Raw genomic sequence first — 24,446 nt, 5'->3', positions numbered from 1 at the left:
ATTATTCTGCTGGATGGAGCTGTACGTGATGAAATTGCAGGGCGGCCAGGTTGGCGTAAATACCGCCTAATGCGACCAGCGAGGCATGCGTGCCGGTCTCGACGATCTTGCCGTCTTCCATCACGATGATGCGGTCGGCCCGCTGGACGGTGGCAAGGCGGTGCGCAATGATGACCGTGGTGCGGCCCACCATGGCCGCTTCCAGCGCCTTTTGCACCAGGCGTTCCGATTCCGCGTCCAGTGCGCTGGTTGCTTCGTCGAGCAGCAGCAGCGGCGGGTTTTTCAGCAGGGCGCGGGCGATGGCGATGCGCTGGCGCTGGCCGCCGGACAGGCGCACGCCTCGTTCGCCGAGGAAGGATTTATAGCCATTCGGCAGGCGCTCGATGAATTCGTGGGCGGCCGCCATTTTCGCGGCAGCGATGACTTCCTCGTCGCTGGCGCCGGCGCGGCCGTAGCGGATGTTTTCCATGGCGTCGGCCGAGAAGATCACCGTATCTTGCGGCACGATGCCGATGGCGTCGCGCAGGGTATGCAGGTCGAGCTGTTTGATGTCCACGCCGTCGAGGCGGATGCTGCCGCTTTGCGGATCATAAAAACGCATGAACAGCTGGAACAGGGTGGTCTTGCCGGCGCCCGACGGCCCCACGACGGCCACCGTTTCGCCGGCGCGGATGTCGAGGCTGACGTGATCCAGCGCGTGGGTGTCCGGACGCGATGGATACGAGAACATGACATCATCCAGCGACAGCGAGGCGCCGTTCGCGGCGCGTGCCGGCAGCGGCAGCGGCGTTGCCGGGGACTCGATTTCCGATTTGACGGCCATCAATTCCAGCAGGCGCTCGGTGGCGCCGGCGGCGCGCTGCGCTTCGCCCATGACTTCAGACAAAGCGCCGATGGCGCCGGCCACGATGGAAGCGTACAGGATGAACTGGCCCAGATCGCCGCCCGTCATCGCGCCTTCCAGCACGGCGCGCGCGCCCAGCCACAGCACAAACACGATGGTGCCGAAGACCAGCAGGATGGCGATCATGGTGAGCAAGGCGCGGGCGCGGATGCGGCGCATGGCCGTCATGAAGGCGCCTTCGACGGAGTCGCCAAAGCGTTTCGATTCGATTTTTTCGTGCGTGAACGCTTGCACGGTGGGCATGGCGTTGAGGATTTCGCCGGCCATGGCCGAAGCGTCGGCGATGCGGTCCTGCGAATCGCGCGACAGCTTGCGTACCTTGCGGCCAAACACGATGATGGGCACGACGACGAGGATCAGCAAGCCGATGATGATGCCGGCCAGCTTGGCGCTGGTGACGAACAGCATCACCAGGCCGCCCAGGAACAGCAGCACATTGCGCAGGGCCATGGAGATGCTGGTGCCAACCACGGCCTGTATCAGCGTCGTGTCGGTGGTGATGCGCGACAGGACTTCGCCCGTCTGCGTGGTTTCAAAAAATTCAGGGCTTTGCGTGACGACGTGGCGGTACACGGCGCTGCGGATGTCGGCCGTGACGCGCTCGCCCAGCCACGACACCGTATAAAAGCGCGCCGCCGTGGCCAGCGCCAGGATGGACGCCACGCCGAACAGGGCCAGGAAGACCAGGTCGACATGCTGGATGCTTTTCGAGCCGGCCGCGCCGCCGAAACCCAGGTCGATCATCTGCTTGAAGGCGGCAGGAATGGCCAGGGTCGAGGCGGCGGCCACCACCAGCGCGATACCGGCCAGGAAAAATTGTTTGCGGTATGGCGTCAAAAAGGGCATCAAACCCTTGAAGGCGGCCAGGCTGCCTTTTTTCAGTTCGCGGCTGCTGCCGGTGTCAAGAGCTGGTGTGGCTGCTGCGGCGGTTGTGGCGGTTGCTGTACTGGTGCTGCCTGTTTCTGTGCTGGTTGTCATTGTTTTTCGCTTTGATTTACATATTCGATGCTGCGGATAACGCTTATAACTTCATCGGCTGCACGTAGCCCGTCATTTCCAGGTAGGCGCGGCCCACCGGCTGGCCATCGCGCTCGACTGTCACGGCGCCTTCCCAGTACACGGCGCCCGTCGAGCGGCGCGAATCGAGTTCCTGGTCTGGCTGCAATGGCTTGATCTGCCAGCGCGTGGCGCCCGTACGGATTTCGGTGGCGACAGGGTACTCGGCCTGCGTGCGGGGCGAACGCCACAGCTGCGTGGGCGTGAAATCGACCTCGCCGGGGGCGAACTGCGTCATCTTACCGGACGCATCGCGCCATGTCGCGTGCGCCCATAGTTTAGCACCTGTCTTGCTGCGGATCTGGAAGGCCATCAGGGCGCCGCCATCAGCGAGGTTGGCGCCTATCCAGTTCCAGCCGCTGGCGTCTGCATCGAGCACCTGGCTCGACCACTCGTGATCGAGCCAGGTGGTGCCAGTGACGGCTTCCGGTTTTCCGCCCGCGCGGGCGATCGTGCCACGGGTAGCAAGCTGCGGCTCGCTGTAGTAGTAGCTCGATTGCGCGGGCCGCGCGCCCTTGCGCGAGTAGCCGCCCTCGCCCTGCAGCAGCACGGGCTGCGTGGGGGCCAGGGTCAGCTGCAAGCTAAAGTCGCGCGCGGCCAGGCTGACCTGGTAGCTGCCGTCGGCTTGCCGCTGCATGCGCCAATCGTCGAGTTTCACATCCGTGTTGCCCACCTTGGCGTAGGCCAGGCCGAAACCTTCGCGCGCGCTTTTCTCGTCGTGCAGTAGCTTGCCCAGCTTCGGGTCGGACAGGGCTGCGTGGCCGATGATCAGCTGTTTCGGCGCAAAGGCGCTGCGGTTGTTCGTATCGGTGGCCGTGGCGCTGCGAAAGAAGGTCACCTGGTAGCCCAGCTGTTCTCCGGAGCTGGTTTTTACCCACCCTGTGGCGTACCACCATTCCGTTTTGTATGCGGGATGCGCGCCGAAATCGTGCGGCAGGCGCAGGCTTTGTCCGGCCGGCAGCGGCGTGACGGGGGCGAAGGCAGGCGGTGCGGCGATGGCGGCGGCGCTGCAGAATAATAGTAGACAAGTCAAACGGCGCATTACCAGTCCTCCCTGACGGCGCGGATGGGGCCAGAGGACAGCGCCTGGCGGCCCGCGATGAGGGCCGTGGCGGCGGCTGCCGTCAGCAGGGCGGCGGCCACGGTGGCGATCAATGGCCAGGGCAGGTGCAGTTGCATGGTCCAGTGGAACGATTGCGGGTTGACGATGAAGACCAGCACAAAGCTGATCAACAGGCCCAACACAAAGCCGGTGGCGATGCCCAGCGCTGTCAGCGCGCCGCCTTCCAGCGCCAGGATGGACAAAATCTGCCCGCGCGTCACGCCCACGTGGCGCAGCATGCCGAATTCGCGCGCGCGCGCCAGGGTCTGCGCGGAAAACGTGGCGGCCACGCCGAACAGGCCGATGACGATGGCGATGGCTTCCAATAAATACGTGACGGCGAAGCTGCGGTCGAAGATTTGCAGGCTCAGGGCGCGGATGGCCGACGGATTCGACACTTCCAGGCTGGCGCCGAAGGGCAGGGCTTTCAGGCGCTGCTGCAGCTGCTCGCCCGTGGCGTCCTTGGCCAGCCACAGGGCGGCATCGCTGACATCGAGGTCGCCCGTCAGGGCGCGGTAGTCGGTCAGCGGCATCTGGATGGCGCCGGACGAGCGCGCATAGTCGCGCCAGATGCCGGCGACGAAGAACTTGTGCAAGCCGCCCGCCAGCGGCAGGGCTATCTGCTGGCCCGGTTTGACGTTGTACAGGTCGGCCGCCGCCTCGGACAGCCACACGGGTTTCGCGCCATCTGGCACGGGCAGGGTGTCACCCACCAGCACCATGCTTTTTTCCGGATCTGCCAGGTTGACGGGGCGCGCCAGCAGCACTACATTCGGTCGGTCGGGTGCCAGCGACAACGAGCGCAGGCGCTGGAAATCCACCCTGGCCACGCCGGGCAGGGCGGTGATGGCCGCCTGCTCGCGCGGGTTCAGGCCCGCCGTTCCACCGCTGGCGGCCGTGCGCGCATACAGGTCGGCCGGCAAAATCTGCAGCAGCCAGTCATCGACGGAGACGCGGAAGCTCGACACCATGATGGCCATCGCCACCATCAGGCTAAAACTCGATAGCACGCCGCCGAGGGCGATGCCGGCCTGGCCCGAGGCATTTGCCAGGCGGGCCAGGGTCAGGCTGCGTACGGGCGCGTGCTTGCTCGTTTCCGTGCGCAGCCAGGCGCGCTGCAGAAAACGGAAGACCACGGCCGCCAGTTGCGGCATCAGGGCGATGGCGCCGATCAGCAGCAGGGCGATGGATAGATAGCCGAACAGGGGCAGCTCGAATACGGGCGGCAGCAATGTCAAGGCGCCGGCCAGCAGCAGGCAAGCCAGCGCGGGCCAGGTTTTCGCCAGGCGCGTCGTTACCACTTCTTCGCTGCCCGATTTCAGGGCAATGGCGGGGGCCGCGCGCGCCGCTTCCAGCGCGGGCGCCGCGCAGCCCAGCAAGGCCACACCCAGGCCGAGGGCAAAGTAGACGAAGGCGGCGACGGGCGTGAACTGCACTTGCGGCTGCACGCCCGCGAAATAGCCGGCACCCAGGTCGCCGCCGAAAAAGCGCAGGGCGACGGCCGCCATGGCGTAGCCGCCAGCGATGCCCAGCGCGGCACCGACCACGCCCAGGCTGGCGCCTTCGAGCAGCACCTGGCGCAGCAGCTGGCCCCGTTCCATGCCCAGCACGCGCAGCAGCGCAAACTGGCCGCGGCGACGGATGACCGACAGCGCCTGCGTGGAAAAGACTAAAAAGGCGCCCGTAAACAGGGCGACGAGGGCAAGCACCGTCAGGTTGACCCGGTAGGCGCGGCTGAGGTTATTGTTGCGGCTATTCTGGTTTTCGTCATTGGGCTGGCCCACCTGGAAACGCCCCGGGTACTGCGCTTCCAGCGCGCGCGCAAGACCCGCCTGGAAGGCGTCGCGGTTGACGCCCTGGCGCAGTTTCAAGTCGATGCGCGACAGCTTGCCCAGCTTGTTGAAGCGCCACTGCGCCGCGCCGATATCCATCACGGCGATGCGCTGGCCTGCGCGCGCGCGTTGCAGCGAACCGGCGACGCGCAGCGACACCGTGCCCGTGCCCGATTGCAAGGCAATCTTGTCGCCTTGCGCCACGTTCAGCCAGCGCAAGGCGGCCGGCGATAAAAAGAGGGCATCGTCGGCCAGGGTGTCGAAAGGCTTGCCATCGGCCGGTGCGCCGATCAGGTCGGGTGAGATGAAGCCGGCGCGGAAGACGTCGAACGCCAGGATGTGCAGCGGGCCGCCGTCAGTCTTGCCGGCCACCGCGGCCTGCAGGTCCAGCACGGGCGAGGCCATGGCCACGCCGTCGCGCTGCGCCAGCCATGGGTAGATGGCTTCGTCGAACAGCGCTTCCCGCCCGGCCACCTGCACGTCGGCCTGGCCGGACAGGCTTTTGACGGCCGTGGAAAATTCATTGAAGGCGGCCGCGTTGATCAAATGGATGGCAAAACCCAGCGACACGCCGATGGCGATGGCCAGGATGGCGACGAGGGCGCGCACGGGATGCGCGCGCCATTCGCCCACCAGCAACCAGCGCGACAGCAGGCGCGTCGTCGCCGGGCTGGCCTGCGGCGCACTCAATGCAGACATTCGACGGCCAGGCGTTCGCCGGCGCGCCGCGCTTTCAGTTGCGCCGCGTCGCGGTTCCTGTCGCCTGCGCCGACGGCGTCCTGCGCCGCCCATTTTTTCTCCATGCGCAGCTGCGCGCAATGCTTGTCGCGTGCCTCAAGCTGCTTGGCAGCCCGTTCGCGCGCCTGGTCTTCCCGGCTTTCGCGCTGCTTGCGCGCCGCTTCCATCTGGCTGGCCACCCGCTCCTGGCGCGTGGCGGCGCCCTTGTCGACGGCAGGCGGTGGCGAGGGGACTTCAAGGATCTGCAGCTGGCCGCCCGTGCATGGCGTGGCGCTATAGCTGGTCTGGCCGTCCTGCACGCATTTGTAGACGTCCTGCGCACTGGCGGGGCCGGCCGACAAGGCCATGGCGCAGAGCAGGAGGGAAGGCGACTTCACAATATTTTCCCCGGATTCATGATGTTTTTCGGGTCCAGCGCCTGCTTCACGGCGCGCATCAGCTGCAATTCCAGCGGCGACTTGTAGTGCGCCAGGTCGTCCTTTTTGAGGGCGCCGATGCCATGTTCGGCCGATATCGAGCCGCCGAAGCCGTGGACCTGGTCGTGCACGATGCGGTTGATGGCATCCTGGTTGGCGAGAAAGTCGTGATCTGTCATGCCGGGCGGCGGCGCCACGTTGTAATGCAGGTTGCCGTCGCCCAGGTGGCCGAAGCACACGAGCTGGCAGCCGGGGAAGGCCGCTTCCAGGGCCGCATCCGTGACGGCTATGAAATCGGCGATGCAGGAAATGGGCAGCGAGATATCGTGTTTGATGTTCTTGCCCGCCTGCGCCTGCGCCAGCGGAATGTGCTCGCGCAATTGCCACAGGCCTTCCGACTGCGCCACGGAACTGGCGACGACGGCATCCTCGATCAACGCCTCTTCCAGCGCCGCGCCGATGCTCGCTTCCAGCAATTCCACGGCGTGCGCCTCGGACTGACTGCTGGACAATTCGAGCAGCACATATTGGCCATGCGGGGAGGTAAATGGACGCGGCAACTGGGGGAATTGTTCCGCCACCAGTTGCACACAATACTGCGACATCAATTCAAAACCCGTCAGGCTGGCGCCGCAATGGTCTTGCATCAGGCTTAATAAGCGCAGGGCGTGCGCGGGCGAGGGCATGGCGGCCAGCGCCGTGATACAGGCTTTCGGCTGCGGATACAGTTTCATCACCGCGCCCGTGATCACGCCCAACGTACCTTCGGCGCCGATGTACAGGTCGCGCAAATCGTAGCCGGTATTGTCCTTGCGCAAACCGCGCAAGCCGTTCCAGATCTCGCCTTGCGGCGTGACCACTTCCAGGCCCAGGCACAGCTCGCGCGTATTGCCGTAGCGCAGCACGGCTGTGCCGCCCGCGTTCGTCGCCAGGTTCCCCCCGATGGTGCAACTGCCTTCGGCCGCGAGCGACAGCGGGAACAGACAGCCGGCGGCGCTGGCCGCTTCCTGGATGGTTTGCAGGATGCAGCCCGCGTCCACCGTGATGGTGCGGTTGACGGGGTCGAGCGCGCGTATGCTGTTCAGGCGCGCCAGCGACAGCACGATGGCCGTGCCGGCCGCATCCGGGATGCTGCCCAGGACCAGGCCCGTGTTGCCCCCTTGCGGCACGACGGGAATCTGCCATTGCGCGCAGGCGCGCAGCACGCCGGCCACTTGCTCCACGCTGGCGGGTCGCAGCACGGCCAGGGCCTTGCCGGTAAACCTGTCGCGCCAGTCGGTGAGGAAGGGGGCCGTGTCGGCGTGGTCTGTCAGTACGTACGCTGCGCCCAGCAGGTCGCGGCAGGCGGCGAGGAAATCGGCTTGGTCACTCATAGTCTGTTCGCTCATTTCTTGATGCTCACTTTATTCACTTTTTCCAGCAGTTCCTTGGCCATGCGTTTGGCAGCCTTTTTATACGGGCGCAGATACAGCACGGCGCAGAAGAAGTAGATGCAGACGATGGCCGCCTCTCCCCAGGCCATCAGGGCCGAGACGGGATTCGTGTCGCTGTAGCCGCGCACCACGCCCTCTGTAAAATACAGCAGGATCACCATCGACGACCATTGCAGGGTGTAGACGTCGCGCTTGATGACGCCGTACAGAGGGATGAGCAGGGGCGCGGCCTTCAGTACGACCCAGGAGCCGCCCGGCTGCAGCGGCGCGACGACGGTTTCCCACAGCAGGCACCAGACAATCAGGGTGGCGAGACTGGCGATGGCGCCCCAGTGAAAATACTTGTGCAGTGCGCCGTGCATCATGCGCCTGCCAGTTTCGCGGCGTTTTCCGCCAGGCGCCGGCCCAGGGCGATGGCCAGGCGTTTTTCATCGTCGCTCAAGGCCTTGTCGCCATCGATGCCCGACCAGTGCGTGGCGCCGTAGGGCGAGCCGCCCGTGGATGTGGTCATCAGTTCCGCATGCGTGTAGGGCAGGCCCATGACCAGCATGCCGTGGTGGAAAAGGGGGATCATCATCGACAACAGTGTCGATTCCTGGCCGCCGTGCAGGCTGCCCGTGGACGTGAACACGCAGGCGGGCTTGCCGGACAGGCTGCCGGCCAGCCAGTCGCTGGCCGTGCCATCCCAGAAGTACTTCATGGCGGCGGCCATGTTGCCGAAGCGCGTGGGCGAACCCAGGGCCAGGCCCGCGCATTCCTGCAAGTCTTCCAGTTCCACGTAGGGCGCGCCGTCAAGCGGGACTTCCGGCGCCGTCGCTTCCGTCACCGTCGAGACTGCAGGCACGGTGCGCAGGCGCGCATCGCAGCCAGGCAGGCTTTCCACCCCTTGGGCTATCAGCTCGGCCAACTGGCGCGTGGCGCCATGGCGTGAATAAAACAATACGAGAATAATCAGATTGGTTGGCTTCATCATTGGTATTATAGGGCGCTTTACAGCCTGATACGACTGCTGTCATGGCGCCGTTCTGATTTTGCACATGTTTTCAAAATATATACTCCCGATCTTTCAATACCTGTGGCGCGCCCTGAGCATGGGACTGGCCGTCGTGCGCGGCCTGACATGGTCAGAAACACGCGACCTGCTGCAATTCGCGCGCCGCCGCGTGCGCGAGGAAAGCTTGCCGCAAGTGGCCGGCAGCCTGACGTTCGCCACCGTGTTCGCGCTGGTGCCGCTGCTCACCTTGGCCCTGGCCATCTTCACCACTTTCCCTCTGTTTAATACCTTCCGCCATGCGCTGGAAGATTATTTCGTGCAAAGCGTGATGCCCAAGGGGATTTCGAACACCATCCTCGACTACCTGACCACGTTTGCCTCGAAAGCGACGCGCTTGTCGGCCATCGGCGCGGGCGCCCTGATCGTCACCTCGGTGGGCATGATGGGCTTGATCGAACGCGTTTTCAACCGCATCTGGCGCGTGCGCCAGGAACGCCGCTGGACCAAGCGTTTACTTGTTTACTGGGCCATCGTCACCCTGGGACCGCTGCTGGTGGGCGTGTCGCTGACGGTCACGTCGCGCCTCTTCATGGCCACCAGCGGCGTGGTGGGGGCCGTGCCCTTCCTTGGCGCCGTGTTTTATACGCTGGTGTCGATCGGCCTGACCATGCTGGCGTTTACCTTGCTCTACATCGCCGTGCCGAACCGCGACGTGGACTGGCGCGACGCGGCCTGGGGCGGCTTGCTGGCGGCGCTGGCGTTCGAGGTGGCCAAGCGGGGCTTCGGTGAATTCATCCAGGAATTCCCCACGTATTCGCGCATCTATGGCGCGCTGGCTGCCTTGCCGCTGTTCCTCGTGTGGATTTACCTGAGCTGGATGATCACCCTGGTGGGCGCCTTGCTGGTGGCTGCCTTGCCCGTCGTAAAATACGAGCGCTGGTGGTACGAGGCGGTGCCGGGCAGCGAATTCGTCGATGCCGTCGCTATCTTGAAAGTGCTGCATCAGGCCTGCCACTGCGCCGATTCGGCCCTGGTGGGCGCGGCCGAGATCCGCCGCAGCACGCGCCTGGGTTTCGAAGAGATGGAAACCCTGCTCGACAAGATGGTGCAGCAGGGCTGGGTGGGACGAGTCAACGTGGATGGCGCCGTACGGGTGCAGTGGGGCAAGCGCGTGGCTGACAGTTCCGACCACTGGGTCTTGCTGGGCAATGTCAACCGCATCAGCCTGGCCGATGTCTACCGTTTATTCGTCTTTGGCGGCATGCGCGTGAACTCCGGCTACCCGGCCGGTTCCACCAATGAGCGCGACATCAAGGCGGCCGAAGAAGCGGCCGCCCTGGCGGCGCAGGTGGAAAACGCCGTGGAGCAGGGACTGGGCCTGACCCTGGCGCAGCATTTCGGGGCCGTCAAATGCAACTGAGCGACCCTTACTCTTAGTACACGACGGGCCGCAGGGCCGCCTGCAGCGCCACCTTGCTGAACGCGGCCGCATCGGACGCGCGCACCACGCCCAGGTAATACGTGTCTTCGCCGCCGTTCATGTTCACCAGGTGCAGCTGATGCGGCGCCAGGTGGGCGGCGATGGCGGCCAGGCCCTCGGCCAAGGCGTCGCCGTCTTCGCGTTCCGCCCAGCGGAAGTCCCGCAGCGCGGGCAGTTCGATATGCTGGCGGATGTGCGGCACTTCATCGGCCGATTTCCAGTCCAGGGTGGCGCCGTAGCCCAGCACATCGGCGGCAGTGCACCAGAGCAGGAAGAAACACGCCGCTTCGGGCGTATCGCCTTCGTATTCTTCTTCCAGATCGTCCTCCGCCAGCTCTTCCAGCGTGATGTCCACGCAGCGCGCGGCCAGTGCCGCATCGCCCAGGAAGAGCAGGGCTGCCATGACGTGCAACTGCTCGCGGTCAGCCTTTGCCAGGATCTGCGCCGGCGTAAAGCTGCGGCGCCTGACGGGTTTTTTCTTGCTCAGCCCCATGGCCTCGCTCAACTGGGCCGTGATGGCCGCCTTGAAGCTGTCCACGGTGTCGAACTGTTCCAGCAGCTGGCCCGTGAAATCCATGCTCCAGGCCATGCCATCCTTGACCACATATAAAAAATCGCTTTGCACGGCCACGCCGCGCAGATGGTGGGCGGGCGGATACAGGGGCGTAAACGCTTGCTTGCCATCGAGCGTCAGCATGCAGGCCAGGCCTTGCGCATCGATGGCGAAAATCAGGTTCTTGCGCAGCTTGGGCGGCGACGACGTTGTGGCGGAATCGATGGCTTCGTACTGGCATGGCGCCAGCAGATCGCCCCGGCTGTTCGCCAGACCAAACAGGAAGCGGCCATCGATGCGCTGGCTGACGATGGCGATCTTCTTTTTCGTGCCGAAATCCTGCACGGAGCTGTAGGCAGTCGGCAGCACTACCTTGCCCGTGGCGTCGATCACACCGCAGACATTGCACTCGTCATCGTGCGTCTGGCGTTCGATATCGATATAGCCATCGTCGCGCTGGCCGATCTGGTGCACGCTTTCGAACAGCAGCGCGCCGTCGGGCAGGCGCAGCAAACGGCTGGCGCCGTCCTGATCGTATTGCTGCACCAAGTGGGGGCTGATCACATACAGGGCGCCGGGGGCGGGCGGCAGCACCACCGTACCGTTCAGGTCCAGCACGCCGTGTGCATCTGGCTTGTCCGCCGTGGCAAAGGTGATCCAGCCATAGCCCGCGTCGCTGCTGTCCAGGTCAATCACGTTCAGCGACAGCGGCACGATCCAGCGCCCATACGGCGTGACCAGGCCCAGGATGTCGGGTTGTCCCGCCGCAGCCACCTCGTAGCACAGCGCGTCTTCCAGCCACTTGCGCACTTCCAGGCCTTGCAGGAAGGGCAGGTCTTCCCCATCAAGCTCCTCGACATCGGCCAGTTGCGCGTCGGCCGTGGCCGACCAGTAGCCGGTCGCGGGCGAAGTGGCGCCGGCGGCCAGCAGGGGCGTCAGGGCTTCCCGGTCGCCGCGCAGCAGGGCAGCGTGCAAGGCTTGCGCCTCGGCGCGCAGGGCATTGAGCGCGGCGGCATAATCCGGCGTATCGATATCGTGCGCGATCAGCTGCACGCAATCGAGGATCAGCCACGGCTGGCCGCTGGCCAGCAGGGCGCTGATGCCGGCGCGCGCGACGATGGCGGCAGCGTCGCGCGGCCTGTCCATCAGCTGTGACAACGCTTGCCAGCTGGCTTGCGCCTGGACCATTGGCGCGGCCAGCACGCAGGCGCAGTCTTCGCCATCGCCGTAGATGGGCCAGGCGACGGCTTGCGCGTCGGCGCCGATGAGCAGCTTGAACAGCATGGGCGTGTCCAGCCGCCATTCGGCCAGGCCCGTGATGGCGTCGGTGTCGAAGCCGGCCTCGCCGGGCAAGAAGGCGGTGCTGAACAGGGCTGCGGTATTGATCATGGATATTTATCTAAAAGTGAACGGGGGTATTCAGGGCGATGGCGGCATGACCCAGTGCGCCAGTGCGCTGCGCTCCAGGCCCAGATGCATGGCCACAGCGGCCGCCTCGAAGGCCCACAGGCCGTAGTAGCCGCCCAGACCCTGCGCCCGCAAATGGCCGTTGAACCAGTCTTCGTGCACCAGCGCGCCATGCCAGCTGGCCAGGTATTGCCGCAGGTGTTCCAGTTGCTGCGCGGCATCGGCTTCGTCCAGGCAGTCGTACAGGGTGGAATAGGGCTCGGCAAAATACCATTCGTCGACGGCGGGACGCTGCGGATCGATGGCGGACAACAGCGCTTCGTACACTCCATCTTCGCCATCGAAGGCCGTTTGCAGGGCGGCCAGGCGGGCAGCCAGGTCGTGGCGGCCGAACAGCAGGGTCGCGCCCAGCAACTGCAAGGTGCGTGCGTAATCCGTCAATTGTTCGAAATCAAAGGCGGGCAAGGCATCGTCATCGTAGGCGGCGGCCAGCGCCGCGCGCGCCGTTTCGCAGGCGGCGACGGCCGCTTCCAGCGCGCTGTTCACCTCGGGCAAGGGCCGGCCGGCCGTGTAGCGCAGCGAGAATACCTGGTAAGCCACGCTGGCGGCGGCGCAAGCCCAGTTGGCGCTATCGCCACCATCGTCTTGTGCCCGCGCCTGTGCCCGCACATAGGCCGTCAGCAGGGCGTCGAGATAGGCCAGATTGCGGCCGAAATCGAACGGGGTGCCGGACGGCAAGGGCGGCGCCTGGCGCGGCGTGCATGGCCAGGGCGTGGAGGAAGGCGGGCAGCTCGCGGCGCAATCGCGCTGGATGGCCCAATCGGCGAAGATTTGCTGCATATACTGCGCCGTCTCGTCATCGTGGGCGATGGCGCCGGCGCCTACCAGGGTCGTGCCCAGCAGGGTATAGCCAGGGAAACGGCTGCTCTCGTAGGCGATGGTGGTCACGCTCTGGATGGTTATGCCGTCGCTCAGGTCGCGCACGCGGAAATACACGTCGTCCCAGCCGGCCAGCGGTGGCGCTGGCTGGCCAGCCGGCAAGGTGGTCCAGCTGCCGTCGGCCTCTTCTTCATACGCGTCGAGCAGTTCATCGATGCCGCCGGGGCGGTCGATGTGGTTGTTGGCGTCGTATTGCAGCCCCAGTTCGGCACCAAAGGCTGCCGCGTGGCGGCCGGCGAACACCAGGTATTGCGCGTTCATGGTACCGACCAGCAGATCCGTCTGCTGGCCGGCGACCGTCAGTGCCTGCGGCAACCGGGACCAGTAGTAGCCGGGGATGCCCGCCATGGGGCCGCCTTCAGCCGCCTGCGGGTTGGTGCAGCGCAACTGTTGCAGCCATTTATAGCGTTCTTGCTGCTCCGCTTCCGTGCCGCTGCCTCGACCAGTCAATTCATCGAGCAGGGTATTCAACAACATCATCTATCTATCCTAAAAAAGTGTGCGTGGCATGGCGTCATGCCGGCGTGCTTTGCGCAAACGCAAACAGCGCGTCGAGCACGGCGTCGGGCTGCTCGGCCATCAATTCGTGCCCGCTGTCGACCTGCACCACCGTGCCATGCGCTATTGTTGCTGTCAGCAGCCTGGTCGATTTGGGCGGCGTCATCATGTCGCACGCGCCGACAATGAATAACGTGGGGCAGTGTACCGAAGCGGCGGCGATTTCGCCGTTCGCGTAGGCATTGCAGGCGAAAAAATCCGTGTGAAACACGTGATTGGGGTTGATGGCGGCGATGCGCTGTTTCAAGCGCCGCGCGCCGCCCATGGCATAGAAGCCCGGGCCGGGGAACGACGGCTTTTGCGCGATCGACGAGTGCGACCAGATATTGACCATGTCGATGGCCGCCTGTTCGTCATGGAGTGACGTTTCCAGCAGCGCGGGCGAGACTTTCATCGGGTAGGTGGAGCCCAACATGGCCAGGTGGCTGATCCTTACGGGCGCCAGGAATGCCGCTTCCAGCGCGATCAATGACCCCATGCTGTGGCCGATGAGCATGGCCTTGCCCGCGCCAGCCGCATCCAGCACGGCGAGTATCCAGCGCGCCAGTTCTTCGACGCTGCTTTTCGCCGCGCCCAGGCTGCGGCCATGGCCCGGCAAGTCGACGGCCAGCACGTTCCAGCCGTGGTGGGCGAAATAACGCGTTTGCAGGGCCCACACGGAATGGTCGTTCTGCGCGCCATGGATGAAGATAGCCGTGGGCTGATCCGGGTTGTATGGTTTGCCGCCCGTGTAGCAGTAGGCCGTGCTGTTCTCGATGGTGAATAACATCTCAGGCGCCTTTCTGCGACAGTTTCAGGCCGCGGGCCAGGTCTTCGATCAAATCGTCCGCATCTTCCAGGCCCACCGATAAGCGCATGGTGCCTTGCGTGATGCCCGCCTGCGCCAGTTGCTCGTCTGGCACGCGGAAGTGCGTGGTGGAGGCGGGGTGGATGACGAGCGACTTGGCGTCACCCACATTGGCCAGGTGCGAGAAGATCTTGAGGCTGTCGACAAAGCGCTGGCCCGCCGCGCGGTCGCCGCGCAGGCGGAAGGTGAACACGCCGCCCGCGCCTTTCGGCAGCAGGGTTTTCGCCAGTGCGTAGTCGGGATGCGACGGCAGTTCAGGGTAGGACACGGATTCCACGGCCGGATTGGCCAGCAGGAAGTCAATCACCTTGCGCGTGTTGGCCACGTGGCGGTCCATGCGCAAGCCCAGGGTTTCGATGCCCTGCAGGATGGCGAAGGCATTGTGCGGGCTCATGACGGCGCCGAAATCGCGCAAGCCTTCGCGTCGCGCCCGCAGGGCGAACGGCGCCACCGTCGATTCTTCGGCGAAGACCATGCCGTGAAAGCCGTCATACGGTTCGCACAGTTCGGCAAAACGGCCCGTTTTGTCGTAGGCCGTTTGCCAGTCGAAGGTGCCGCCATCGACCAGCAAGCCGCCGATGGCCGTGCCGTGGCCGCATAAAAACTTGGTGGCCGAGTGGAACACCAGGTCGGCGCCATGCTCGAAGGGGCGCAGCAAATAGGGCGTGGTAAACGTCGAATCTAGCATCAGCGGCAACTGGTGTTCGTGCGCCAGGGTGGCTATTTGCGGGATATTCAGCACGTCGAGGCCGGGATTGCCCAGGGTTTCCGCAAACAGCACGCGGGTTTCAGGGCGTATCGCACTGCGCCAGGCGTCCACATCGCGCGGGTCGACAAACGTCGTCTCGATGCCGAAGCGTTTTAATGTATAGGCCAGCAGGTTGTGCGAGCCGCCGTACAGGGCGCGTGAAGCAACGATGTGCGATCCCGCGCCGGCGATGGTACATAAACCAAGGTGCATGGCGGCCTGGCCGCTGGCCGTGGCGATGCCTGCCACGCCACCTTCCAGCGCGGCGATGCGCTCTTCCAGCACGGCGTTGGTGGGATTCGAAATGCGCGAGTACACGTGGCCGGCCCGTTCCATGTTGAACAGCGAGGCCGCATGCTCGGAACTCTTGAAGGCAAACGAGGACGTGAAATGGATGGGCGTGGCGCGCGCGCCCGTAGCCGGGTCGGGCGTCGCGCCCGCATGCAGGGATAAAGTATCGAAACCGGGGTATTTCGGGCCGCTCATGGTGTCTCCGCCAAGTTTTATAGTGCCAAGATCGTAACCTGATTTTCCGCTGAGTAAAAGGGCTCGCGTGCAGGGCGCATGGCGCCGTGCTGGCAGGCGGCGCGTGTCACTTGAAGTGGAAAAAAGTGACCGGCTCCGCGTGGCGGTGGTAGGATGCCGGATCAGTGATATTCGGGTTGTTCGACCTTCGCGCGTGCGCCGCACCGCCGGGAAGCAGCTGCAAACGAACGAAATCCTGGGCTTCAGGCGCACTCTCATGTATGTCCACCAGGAAATATTTTATGCCCGCAATATCGTTCGACGGCGCCCTTGCCGTTTCCGGACCCTCTATCGTTGACGGCCTGTGCCGCGCAGGCTGGCGCATGCAAGAGCAATTCATTTCTCTTGAGCTCAGCCGCCAGCTGGCCGCCGAATGCGTGCAATCCATGCTCAGCGGCAAGATGAAGGGCGCCGGCGTGGGCAGCGGCCATGCGCCCCTGCTACAGCCGGCTATTCGCGGCGACCATATCGCATGGCTGGAAGCGGGCCGTTCAGAGGCCTGCGACCGCTATCTTGAACAGATGGAAGCATTGCGCCAGGTACTCAACCGTGAGCTGTTCCTGGGGCTGGACGAGTACGAAAGCCATTTCGCCCTGTACGCGCCGGGCGCTTTTTACCGGGCCCATCTGGACCGTTTCCGCGACGACGACAAGCGCACTGTGTCCGTCGTGCTGTACCTGAACGACGACTGGCTGCCCGAACACGGCGGCGCGCTGCGTTTGCACCCCGATGGCGGCCCCAGCGTGGATATCGCGCCCGAAGCAGGGCGCATGGCCATGTTTCTGTCGGGCGAGATGCTGCACGAAGTGTTGCCGACGGCGCGCGAGCGCCTGTCGATCGCAGGCTGGTTCCGCCGCCGCGCGTGAGAAAAACTACTGCGCGTCGCGGGGCACGGCCGGCGATGCTCACGGTACTCGCGTACCGCTGCGCTTTTCGGCCGCGCCGCGCATCCGCTCGCTACGTTTTTCTTGCCCGACAATCCTCCTCGATTTGATTGCGCGCAAGGCTGGATTTTTCCGCAGGCATAGGCTACAGTCGCAGTAAGGGCTAGAATAACTAAAATACCAATCACGCGGACAGGACGGCCAATATGAAAGTATCTGAAATTCTCCAAGTCAAGGGCAATATTCTCTACACGGTCACGCCTGACCAGCCCTTGCTTGACGCGGCCAATACCATGGCTGAAAAGGACATCGGTTCGCTGGTGGTCATGGAATTTGGCGACCTGGTCGGCATGCTGACCTTCCGCGAAGTGCTCAACGCGCTGCATGAAAACGCGGGCCAGATCGGCGGTGGCACCGTGCGCAAGCACATGGATGACCACCCGATCACCGTCACCCCGGATACGGAAGTCAATGAAGTGCGTCGCATCATGCTGGAAAAACATGCGCGCTACCTACCCGTCATGAACGCCAAGACCTTGCTGGGCGTCATTTCCTTCTACGACGTGGCACGCGCCGTGCTCGAAGCGCAAAGCTTTGAAAACCAGATGCTGAAAGCGTATATCCGCGACTGGCCGGCTGAAACGACGGACTAATAGCACTATGCAGTAATAACAACGCCGGCAATTGCCGGCGTTTTGCATTGCAGAAGCGGGTGGCGCCGCCTATGCCGCGCCCTGCAGCGCCTCGTTGTTCAGCCAGGTACCCAGCGCCGTGGCCGTCATGGGGCGGGCAAACAAAAAGCCTTGCGCCATCGGGCAGCCCAGCGCCTGCAAAATTTGTGCTTGGCGCTCGTCTTCCACGCCTTCGGCGATTACGGCCAGGCCCAGGTTGCGGCCCAGCTGGATGACCATCTCGGCGATGCTGCTGCCGCGCGCGGAGCCGGTGATCTCGGTGACGAAGGCACGGTCGATTTTCAGGCGGTCGACTTGCAGGCGCTGCAGGTAGGATAGCGAGGAAAAGCCCGTGCCGAAGTCGTCGATGGCGATGCTGACGCCCGTCTGCTTGATCTGCCACAACATCTTGATCAGCATGTCCGGCTCTTCCATGGCCATCGATTCCGTGATTTCCAGTTCGATGAACTCGGGCGGCGCCTGCGTCTCTTCCAGCGCCGCGCGCAGCATTTCCAAAAAAAGGGGGTGGCGGAACTGTACTTGCGACACGTTGACGGACATGACGAAGTTGCGGTGGCCCTGCTCGCGCAGCAGCACCAGTTCGCGGCAAGCCGTGCGCAGCACCCATTCGCCCAGATCGATGATGATGCCCGAATATTCCGCAATCGGTATGAAGCGGTCGGGCGAGATGAATTTGCCGTCCGGCGTCTGCCAGCGCAGCAGCGCTTCGGCGCCCACGGGGCGGCGCGTGGTCAAGTCGATCTGCGGCTGGTAGACGACAAACAGCTGGTCCTGGCTGAAGGCCGTGCGCAGCGCGTGCATCATGCGCACCCGTTCGCGGATTTCAATGCCCATGCTGCGCGAGAAATAGAAGTGTCCGGCGCGCTGCTGGCTTTTCGCCCGTTTCAAGGCGATATCGGCATCCTTCAGTGCATCGGCGCCTGTGCCCGCATGTTCGCCCAGCCGCACCAGGCCCAGGGTGGCGGACAGTTGCACATCCTGGCCATCGATGCTGAACGGCGCCTGGAACAGGGCCAGGATGTTGGCCGGATTGACTTGCGACGAGTCGCCCAGCACGCAAAAGATGTCGCCGCCCAGACGCGCCACCGTCAACTGCGGCCCCAGTTGGGTTTGCAAGCGGCCCGCCACGGCGACCAGCAGGGTGTCGCCGAACTGGTGCCCCAGCGCGTCGTTGGTCTCGGCAAAGTGGTCGAGGTCGACCAGCGCCAGGGTGGCGTCGTCGCGCGCGGGACCGGCCAGGGCGGCGTCGAGGATTTCCACCAGGCGCGTGCGGTTGGGCAGCTTCGACAACTGGTCATAAAAGGCGGCATTGTGCAGGTGAGATACCAGCTCGACGTTGTCCAGGCCCACGGCGACGTTGCTGCAAAACACTTCCAGCAGGCTTTCATCGATGGCGGTGAGGGGGCGTGGCAGGACCAGGTAGGCGGCTGCGTCGCGGCTGGCCTTGCCCGCGAAGTACAGGGTGGCATAGTCGTGCGCGTACACATTGCGTCGCTGCGCCAGCGTGTGCTCGATGGCGGCCATCACGCGGGGGTTTTGCAGGCCGCACAGGGCGCTGTGCGGCAGGCTGGAAAAGCTGCCCGTGCAGGCCGAGACGAGCAATTCCCTGGCGCCGCTGTCCTGCAAGTCCTGCACGCACAGCACGCCGTCGGCGCGGATGCCCAGCAGGTCGGCGATCTGCGCCAGCACGCCGGCCGAGAAATTTTGCACGCCGTGCAGCGCCATCAGCTGCGTGCTGGCGTGGACGATCCGGTCCAGGCCGCGCCGGCTGTTGCTGATCGAACGTATCTGCTCGTACGAGCGAATGGCTGCCGTCACCGTGGTAAACAGCTTGATGCGCGTCAGTTCGGACTTGGTCTTGTAATCGTTGATGTCGAAATCGCGGATGGCGTCGATTTCCGGCGCATAGCCTGGCTGGCCCGTACGCAGGATGATGCGCACGTCCGTCATTTTGAGGGTTTCGCGGATGTAGCGCACCAGGTGCAGGCCTGCGTCGTCCTGTTCCATCACCACGTCGAGCAGGATGACGGCGATGTCATCTTCATGCTTGAGCAGTTCGCGCGCCTGGCCGGCCGAATACGCATGCACGAATTCCAGCGGGCGATGCTGCATTTCCAGGTTGCCCAGGGCGAAAGTGGTGGTGGAGTGGACGTCTTCATCGTCGTCGATGATCATCACCCGCCAGACGCTGCGCGGTGCGGCGACCAGCGGCGCCGCTGGTTGCTCATCGAGGAATACCAGGTCGTCGTGATCGTCCTTGTTGGCGTCAAGGGGGATGATCGGTGCGGGCATGTATAGCTTCTCCAGGATGACTCGGAACGAGATGTGAGCACATCAGAAATGTCCATGGCGTTGTTGCAGCGCCTCGCCGTACTCGCGTACTGTCTTCGGCGCCGCGCCTAGCCCTGGCCATTTCTGATGCACTCAGGGCGCATCGAAAATGCAGCACTCAGGTGCACATTTTCTAATGGCCCATCACCCAAGTATATAGCTATTTAATAAGCAAAAAGTTTTTTTAAATCTCCTGTGGAGTGCAATATTTCTTGTATTGCATGATTGCAACTCATATTTGGTATTTTTTGTATGGAAAATACGCGGGATTTAAAAATGGCGAAATGTGTGGGGCAATATCGGGCCTTGGCGTGGCATTAGCGGCATGGCATGCCCCGCAGGCTGGTAGAATTGAGTTTTCCAGTCTTTCACACTTCCTACTATGTCCGGCAATTCTTTTGGCAAACTGTTTACTGTTACCACTTTCGGCGAATCGCATGGCCCGGCCATCGGCTGCGTGATCGATGGCTGTCCGCCCGGATTGGTCCTGTCGGAAGCCGATATCCAGCCCGAGCTGGACCGCCGCAAGCCGGGCACTTCGCGCCACGTGACGCAGCGCCAGGAATCGGATACGGTGGAAATTCTCTCGGGCGTGTACCAGGGCGTGACGACGGGTACGCCTATCGCGCTGTTGATCCGCAACGAAGACCAGCGCAGCAAGGATTACGGCAATATCGCGGAAAGCTTCCGCCCCGGCCACGCGGACTATACCTACTGGCATAAATACGGCGTGCGCGACCCGCGCGGCGGCGGGCGTTCCTCGGCGCGCCTGACGGCGCCCGTGGTGGGCGCGGCGGCGATTGCCAAGAAGTGGCTGCTGCAGCAGTACGGCACCACCTTCAAGGGTTGCATGAGCCAGCTGGGCGACATTGCCGTGCCATTCCAGTCCTGGGAACACGTGCATGCGAATCCGTTCTTTGCCGCCAGCGGCGACGCGGACCTGATCGCGCGCATGGAAGAGGCCATGGATCAATTGCGCCGCGACGGCGATTCCATCGGTGCGCGCATCGACGTGATTGCGCAAAACGTGCCGGTGGGACTGGGCCAACCCATCTACGACAAACTCGACGCCGACATCGCCTACGCCATGATGGGCATCAATGCCGTCAAGGGCGTGGAAATCGGCGCCGGCTTCGACGCCGTGGCGCAAAAGGGTTCCGAGCACGGCGACGAGCTGACGCCGGAAGGTTTTATTGGCAATAACGCGGGCGGTGTGCTCGGTGGCATCTCGACGGGGCAGGATATCAGCGTGTCGATCGCCATCAAGCCGACCTCGTCGATCCGCACGCCGCGCCGCTCGATCGATAAAGAGGGCAATCCCGTGATGGTGGAAACTTTCGGCCGCCACGACCCCTGCGTGGGCATCCGCGCCACGCCGATCGCCGAAGCCATGCTGGCGTTGGTGCTGATCGACCACGCCCTGATGCACCGCGCGCAATGCGGCGATGTGTCGGTGAATACGCCGAAGTTGAAGTAAGCTGAATGTTGTCGGATTACGGGCCTGCGGCCCTAATCCGACCTACGACCCATGCCATGCCTAGGTCGGCTTAGCGCGTGGCGCGTAAGCCGACATCACCGGTATCACGCCACTTTGTTCGCCACCAATTCCAATTGATGGCGCATCTCCACCGATTGCACCAGTAAGGCCCGGATATCGTTGATCAGGTTGAATTCCGTCTGGTTCAGCTGGATTGGCGGGAAGCTGTCGTCCCAGTCGCCGTACAGGAATCCCGTGGGATGGCCGTTGGCCGACAGGGGCAGCACGACGAAGCTGCGCGCTTCCGACAAGGTGGCTTTCCACCATTGCGGCAGTTTGGCGGCAAATTTCGGGTCGCGCGCATTGTCGATGAAGATCACTCGGTCACTATTGAGGGCCGCGTGGAACACGTTCGGCTCATACGCGTCGCCAAACACCATCAGGTCCTGCAGGTCGGCCGTGCCTTCGCCCATGCTGATGCGTGCCGAGTACAAATGATCCCTATGGTTGCGCACGAACGCCACCGAGCGCGAAAAATCGAAGCCCTGGTGCAGCGTTTCGAGCGCCATCGAGACCATCTGTCCAGGGCTGGCGCTGCCGATGGCGCCGCGCAGGTCGGCCAGGCCGCCGATCAGCACGCGATTGCCCTCGGCGCGCATGCGCGTCGAGGCCAGCTGGCGCGCGCGCCGTTCGGCCGGTTTCGACAGCGGCGCGATCGACAGGTCGGCCGCCGCCATCATTTTTGCCTTGTCTACCGCCACCACCAGGTCGGTGGCTGTGATACCCAGGGTGCCCGCATAGTCGTCGATCAGCGCGTGCACCTGCGCCGTGCCGGCCGCATCGTCATGCCACAACGAGTCGGCGCAGCGCGCCGCCATCGTCGACAGGCCTGCCATCCAGTCGGCGCCGCTGACGGGCGCGTTGTCGGGCGATGGCTCCATCGGACGCATGCCGTTGATCAGGTGCTGCGGCAAGCCCCAGTGGGCGGCCGTGGCATAGCCCACTTCCGGCAGCGACAGGCCGAGGATTTCGCGCGCGGCGGCCGCCTCGTTGCCCGGCCCCGCGTGCGCCTGCATGCGCGCCCAGAAGTCCGTCATGTAGAACGTCACCATCATGCGGCCCAGCGTGTGCAGCATGGAGCAGACGACGGCTTGCTCGGCTTGCAGGCTACCGGCGCTGGTGGCCACCTGCTGCGCCACCATCCCGGCTAGCACGGCCTTTTCCATTTCCACGTGGGCGCTGACGGAGTCGGGCGACGCCTGCGACAGCTCCTCGATCAGTTTCAGTCCCAGCGCCAGATGGCCGATGGCGTCGATGCCCAGCACCAGCACCGCCTTCGAGACTGTGTTGACCCTCTGGCCGAAGGCCGAGTACATGCCGCTGTTGGCCAGGCGCAGTACTTTGTGCGTGAGGACAGGGTCGGACAGCACCGTTTGCGTGATGTCGAATTCGTGGTCATCCTCGCCGCGCATGGCGCCCAGGATGGCGCTGATGGCTTTCGCGAAGCCGGGCATGTCGCCCTGCTGGCGCGTGCGCGCCCACAGCAGGTCCAGGGTGTTTTTGCCGAGCTGTGTCGGCACCGTGAAATGACCTGGATTCATTGCACCCCTCCGCGCTGTTCATAGACAGACGGCGTGGGCACCAGCGCCGCATAGGTTTTTTCGCTCAAGGCCGATAGCGCGGCATGGGCCGGCATCGGTTTGCCCGTCAAATAGCCTTGCACGTACTGGCAACCGCGTGACTCCATGAAGTGCATCTGCTCTTCCGTTTCCACGCCTTCGGCCACCACGGACAAATTCAAGTGCTTGGCCAGATCGAGAATGGTGTTGCAGATGGCCGCATCCTTGCTCGATTCGGGCAAGTCCTTGATGAAGGTGCGGTCGATCTTCAGTACGGAAATGGGGAAGCGCTTCAGATACGCCAGCGAGGAATAGCCGGTGCCGAAATCGTCGATGGCAATGCGCGCGCGGCGCTCCGTCATCTTGACGAGGATGGTTTCCGCATGCACGGGGTCGATCATCAGGGTGCCTTCCGTAATTTCCAGCACCAGGTGTTCGCCGGAGAGTCCCGAAAACGCGATGGCGTCATCGAGCACGTCGAGGAATTTGTCGTTGCGGAATTGGCGCGGGCTGATGTTGACGGAGATGTACAGCGGCCGCTTGGCCACTTCCTGGAACTGCTTGAGCTGCACGCAGGTCGCTTTCAGCGCCCAGGCGCCCAGCAGATTGATCAGGCCATTGGCTTCGGCGATCGGGATGAAGCGCACGGGCGGCACTAGTCCCAGGGTCGGGTGCTTCCAGCGCATCAGGGTTTCAAAGCCCTGAATTTGCCGCGTGTGCGCATCGACGATGGGCTGGTAGAACAGCAGGAATTCCCCTTCGCGCACGGCGTGGAACATGGCCGCTTCCAGCGAGATATCGTGTTCCGATGGGCCATTCAGGCGCGGGCTGTAGACCAGGCAGCGGGCTTTGCCCGTTTCCTTGGCGCGCGACATGGCCGCATCGGCCAGCGCCACCAGACGCACTTCATCTTCTGCGTGCTGCGGATAGATCGATACACCCACGGACGCCCCCACGTAGATCGTGTGGCCATCGACTTCGAACGGCGCCTGCAGGGTGGCCAGCAGGCGACCGGTCACCAGCTTGATTTGCGCGTCGGTGGCGCTGCCGGGCAGCACGGCGACGAACTCATCGCCGCCCACGCGCGCCAGGGTGTCGCTGTCGCGCAAGGTCTTGCGCAGGCGCGCGGCGGCCAGGCGCAGCACGGCGTCGCCGACGGGGTGGCCCAGGCCATCGTTGACCTTTTTAAAACCATCGAGGCCGATGGTGGCCACGGAAAAGCCCTGGCCCGAACGCGCCGCCTGGGCGATGACCATGCGGATACGGTCCGACAGCAGCAGGCGGTTCGGCAGCCCGGTCAGCGCATCGTGCGTGGCCATGTGGCGCAAGCGTTCTTCCGTGTTGTGCTGGGCCGAGGTGTCGCGCCCGACCACCAGCAATTCGGCGATGCCGTCCCCGTTCATATAAGAAGACAGGCGCAGCTCGAACCAGATTTCCTGGTCTGGCGTTTGCAGGCGCACTTCCAGGCGGCCCGGCTCGGCCAAGGAATCTTCCAGCGCCGCCTGCAGCGCCGCGCGCGACGCTTCGGCGGCCAGCGGCAACAGCAAGTGGCCGGCCAGGCCCGATGGCGTGCCGAACAGGGTGGCTGCGCGCTTGCTGGCGAACAGGATCAGGCCGTCCGTATCGAGCCGGAACACGACGTCGCCGGCCTCTTCCATGAGGTTGTCCAACTCGTGGCGTGCCTCGCGGTGGGCGGCGGATGGGGTACTGGAAAACATCGTGCTGGCTTTTACCTTTTTTTTATCAGTGCCGGCGCTCGCTGCAGGGCAGGGCGCCAACGGAAAGAGTGCATCGTGCGCTACGCGCGTCATAGCGGGCCGGAGGCAACTATCGGAACGCGATCCACACGAAATGTATCATTGAAAAGCATTCGATTACATGAAATAGAGCAACATTGCTTCAGGTTTTGTA

18 protein-coding genes are annotated in these 24,446 nt (G+C 64.0%); 4 read left to right on the top strand and 14 right to left on the bottom strand.

What is annotated here, in order from left to right; genetic code table 11:
• Window position 1 precedes the first annotated feature (1 nt).
• From ACP7DE_RS19735 to wrbA, 7 genes are read right to left on the bottom strand one after another with little or no spacing between them, the layout of a single operon-like run.
• Window positions 2–1,882 carry an ABC transporter transmembrane domain-containing protein gene (locus ACP7DE_RS19735; protein WP_426073663.1) on the bottom strand — a complete coding sequence of 627 codons (1,881 nt, stop codon included), beginning with the start codon at window positions 1,880–1,882 and terminating at the stop codon, window positions 2–4.
• A 43-nt stretch (window positions 1,883–1,925) separates the two neighbouring features.
• On the bottom strand, window positions 1,926–3,002 hold the full coding sequence (locus ACP7DE_RS19730) for a lipocalin-like domain-containing protein (RefSeq protein ID WP_426073662.1): 1,077 nt from the start codon (window positions 3,000–3,002) through the stop codon (window positions 1,926–1,928).
• Complete coding sequence (locus ACP7DE_RS19725) at window positions 3,002–5,593, bottom strand: FtsX-like permease family protein (RefSeq protein ID WP_426073661.1); 2,592 nt, start codon at window positions 5,591–5,593, stop codon at window positions 3,002–3,004. Before ACP7DE_RS19725 ends, ACP7DE_RS19730 begins: the two co-directional genes overlap by 1 nt.
• Window positions 5,581–6,009: a DUF4124 domain-containing protein gene (locus ACP7DE_RS19720; protein WP_426073660.1), complete on the bottom strand. Its 429-nt coding sequence runs from the start codon at window positions 6,007–6,009 to the stop codon at window positions 5,581–5,583. The genes ACP7DE_RS19725 and ACP7DE_RS19720 overlap by 13 nt, the downstream gene beginning before the upstream one ends.
• Window positions 6,006–7,436, bottom strand: a complete 1,431-nt coding sequence (locus ACP7DE_RS19715) for an FAD-binding oxidoreductase (protein ID WP_426073658.1) — start codon at window positions 7,434–7,436, stop codon at window positions 6,006–6,008. Before ACP7DE_RS19715 ends, ACP7DE_RS19720 begins: the two co-directional genes overlap by 4 nt.
• Window positions 7,433–7,843, bottom strand: coding sequence for a DUF2069 domain-containing protein (locus ACP7DE_RS19710; protein ID WP_426073833.1), 411 nt, complete (start codon window positions 7,841–7,843; stop codon window positions 7,433–7,435). The genes ACP7DE_RS19715 and ACP7DE_RS19710 overlap by 4 nt, the downstream gene beginning before the upstream one ends.
• Window positions 7,843–8,451 (bottom strand): NAD(P)H:quinone oxidoreductase, encoded by a 609-nt coding sequence (wrbA, locus tag ACP7DE_RS19705; RefSeq protein ID WP_426073832.1) that lies wholly within the window; start codon window positions 8,449–8,451, stop codon window positions 7,843–7,845. Before wrbA ends, ACP7DE_RS19710 begins: the two co-directional genes overlap by 1 nt.
• A 67-nt stretch (window positions 8,452–8,518) precedes the next feature.
• Here wrbA and ACP7DE_RS19700 point away from each other — a divergent pair, with 67 nt between their 5' ends.
• Window positions 8,519–9,895 carry a YihY family inner membrane protein gene (locus ACP7DE_RS19700; RefSeq protein WP_426073657.1) on the top strand — a complete coding sequence of 459 codons (1,377 nt, stop codon included), beginning with the start codon at window positions 8,519–8,521 and terminating at the stop codon, window positions 9,893–9,895.
• Window positions 9,896–9,908: 13 nt separating this feature from the next.
• Here the strand turns inward: ACP7DE_RS19700 and ACP7DE_RS19695 are convergent, their stop codons facing one another.
• Genes ACP7DE_RS19695 through ACP7DE_RS19680 form a run of 4 tightly spaced genes read right to left on the bottom strand, consistent with a single transcriptional unit; the run spans window position 9,909 to window position 15,493 of the window.
• Window positions 9,909–11,897, bottom strand: coding sequence for a DUF6630 family protein (locus tag ACP7DE_RS19695; protein ID WP_426073656.1), 1,989 nt, complete (start codon window positions 11,895–11,897; stop codon window positions 9,909–9,911).
• Window positions 11,898–11,927: 30 nt separating this feature from the next.
• Window positions 11,928–13,334 (bottom strand): PoNe immunity protein domain-containing protein, encoded by a 1,407-nt coding sequence (locus tag ACP7DE_RS19690; protein WP_426073655.1) that lies wholly within the window; start codon window positions 13,332–13,334, stop codon window positions 11,928–11,930.
• Between the two features lie 34 nt (window positions 13,335–13,368).
• A complete protein-coding gene (locus ACP7DE_RS19685) occupies window positions 13,369–14,181 on the bottom strand; it encodes an alpha/beta fold hydrolase (RefSeq protein WP_426073654.1) in 813 nt (270 codons plus the stop codon).
• Window position 14,182: 1 nt separating this feature from the next.
• Complete coding sequence (locus ACP7DE_RS19680) at window positions 14,183–15,493, bottom strand: O-acetylhomoserine aminocarboxypropyltransferase (protein ID WP_426073653.1); 1,311 nt, start codon at window positions 15,491–15,493, stop codon at window positions 14,183–14,185.
• A 281-nt stretch (window positions 15,494–15,774) separates the two neighbouring features.
• Between ACP7DE_RS19680 and ACP7DE_RS19675 the strand changes: the two genes are divergently transcribed.
• Together ACP7DE_RS19675 and ACP7DE_RS19670 are read left to right on the top strand one after the other, a co-directional pair.
• Window positions 15,775–16,398 (top strand): 2OG-Fe(II) oxygenase, encoded by a 624-nt coding sequence (locus tag ACP7DE_RS19675; RefSeq protein WP_426073652.1) that lies wholly within the window; start codon window positions 15,775–15,777, stop codon window positions 16,396–16,398.
• A 224-nt stretch (window positions 16,399–16,622) separates the two neighbouring features.
• Window positions 16,623–17,069 carry a CBS domain-containing protein gene (locus ACP7DE_RS19670; protein WP_010398828.1) on the top strand — a complete coding sequence of 149 codons (447 nt, stop codon included), beginning with the start codon at window positions 16,623–16,625 and terminating at the stop codon, window positions 17,067–17,069.
• 69 nt (window positions 17,070–17,138) lie between these two features.
• Here ACP7DE_RS19670 and ACP7DE_RS19665 read toward each other — a convergent pair whose 3' ends face one another.
• Window positions 17,139–19,400 (bottom strand): putative bifunctional diguanylate cyclase/phosphodiesterase, encoded by a 2,262-nt coding sequence (locus ACP7DE_RS19665; RefSeq protein ID WP_426073651.1) that lies wholly within the window; start codon window positions 19,398–19,400, stop codon window positions 17,139–17,141.
• Window positions 19,401–19,821: 421 nt separating this feature from the next.
• On the opposite strand from ACP7DE_RS19665, the gene aroC reads away from it, so the two are divergent.
• A complete protein-coding gene (gene aroC, locus ACP7DE_RS19660) occupies window positions 19,822–20,916 on the top strand; it encodes a chorismate synthase (RefSeq protein WP_426073650.1) in 1,095 nt (364 codons plus the stop codon).
• Between the two features lie 104 nt (window positions 20,917–21,020).
• On the opposite strand, the gene ACP7DE_RS19655 is transcribed toward aroC, so the two are convergent.
• Together ACP7DE_RS19655 and ACP7DE_RS19650 are read right to left on the bottom strand one after the other, a co-directional pair.
• Window positions 21,021–22,517 carry an HDOD domain-containing protein gene (locus ACP7DE_RS19655; protein ID WP_426073649.1) on the bottom strand — a complete coding sequence of 499 codons (1,497 nt, stop codon included), beginning with the start codon at window positions 22,515–22,517 and terminating at the stop codon, window positions 21,021–21,023.
• Window positions 22,514–24,253, bottom strand: coding sequence for a putative bifunctional diguanylate cyclase/phosphodiesterase (locus tag ACP7DE_RS19650; RefSeq protein ID WP_426073648.1), 1,740 nt, complete (start codon window positions 24,251–24,253; stop codon window positions 22,514–22,516). The genes ACP7DE_RS19655 and ACP7DE_RS19650 overlap by 4 nt, the downstream gene beginning before the upstream one ends.
• Window positions 24,254–24,446: the final 193 nt, after the last annotated feature.

The sequence above is a fragment of the Janthinobacterium sp. DSP2-3-3 genome (genome assembly GCF_049897325.1).
Classification (GTDB): domain Bacteria; phylum Pseudomonadota; class Gammaproteobacteria; order Burkholderiales; family Burkholderiaceae_D; genus Janthinobacterium.
This window is presented reverse-complemented; position numbering and strand designations above follow the sequence as displayed.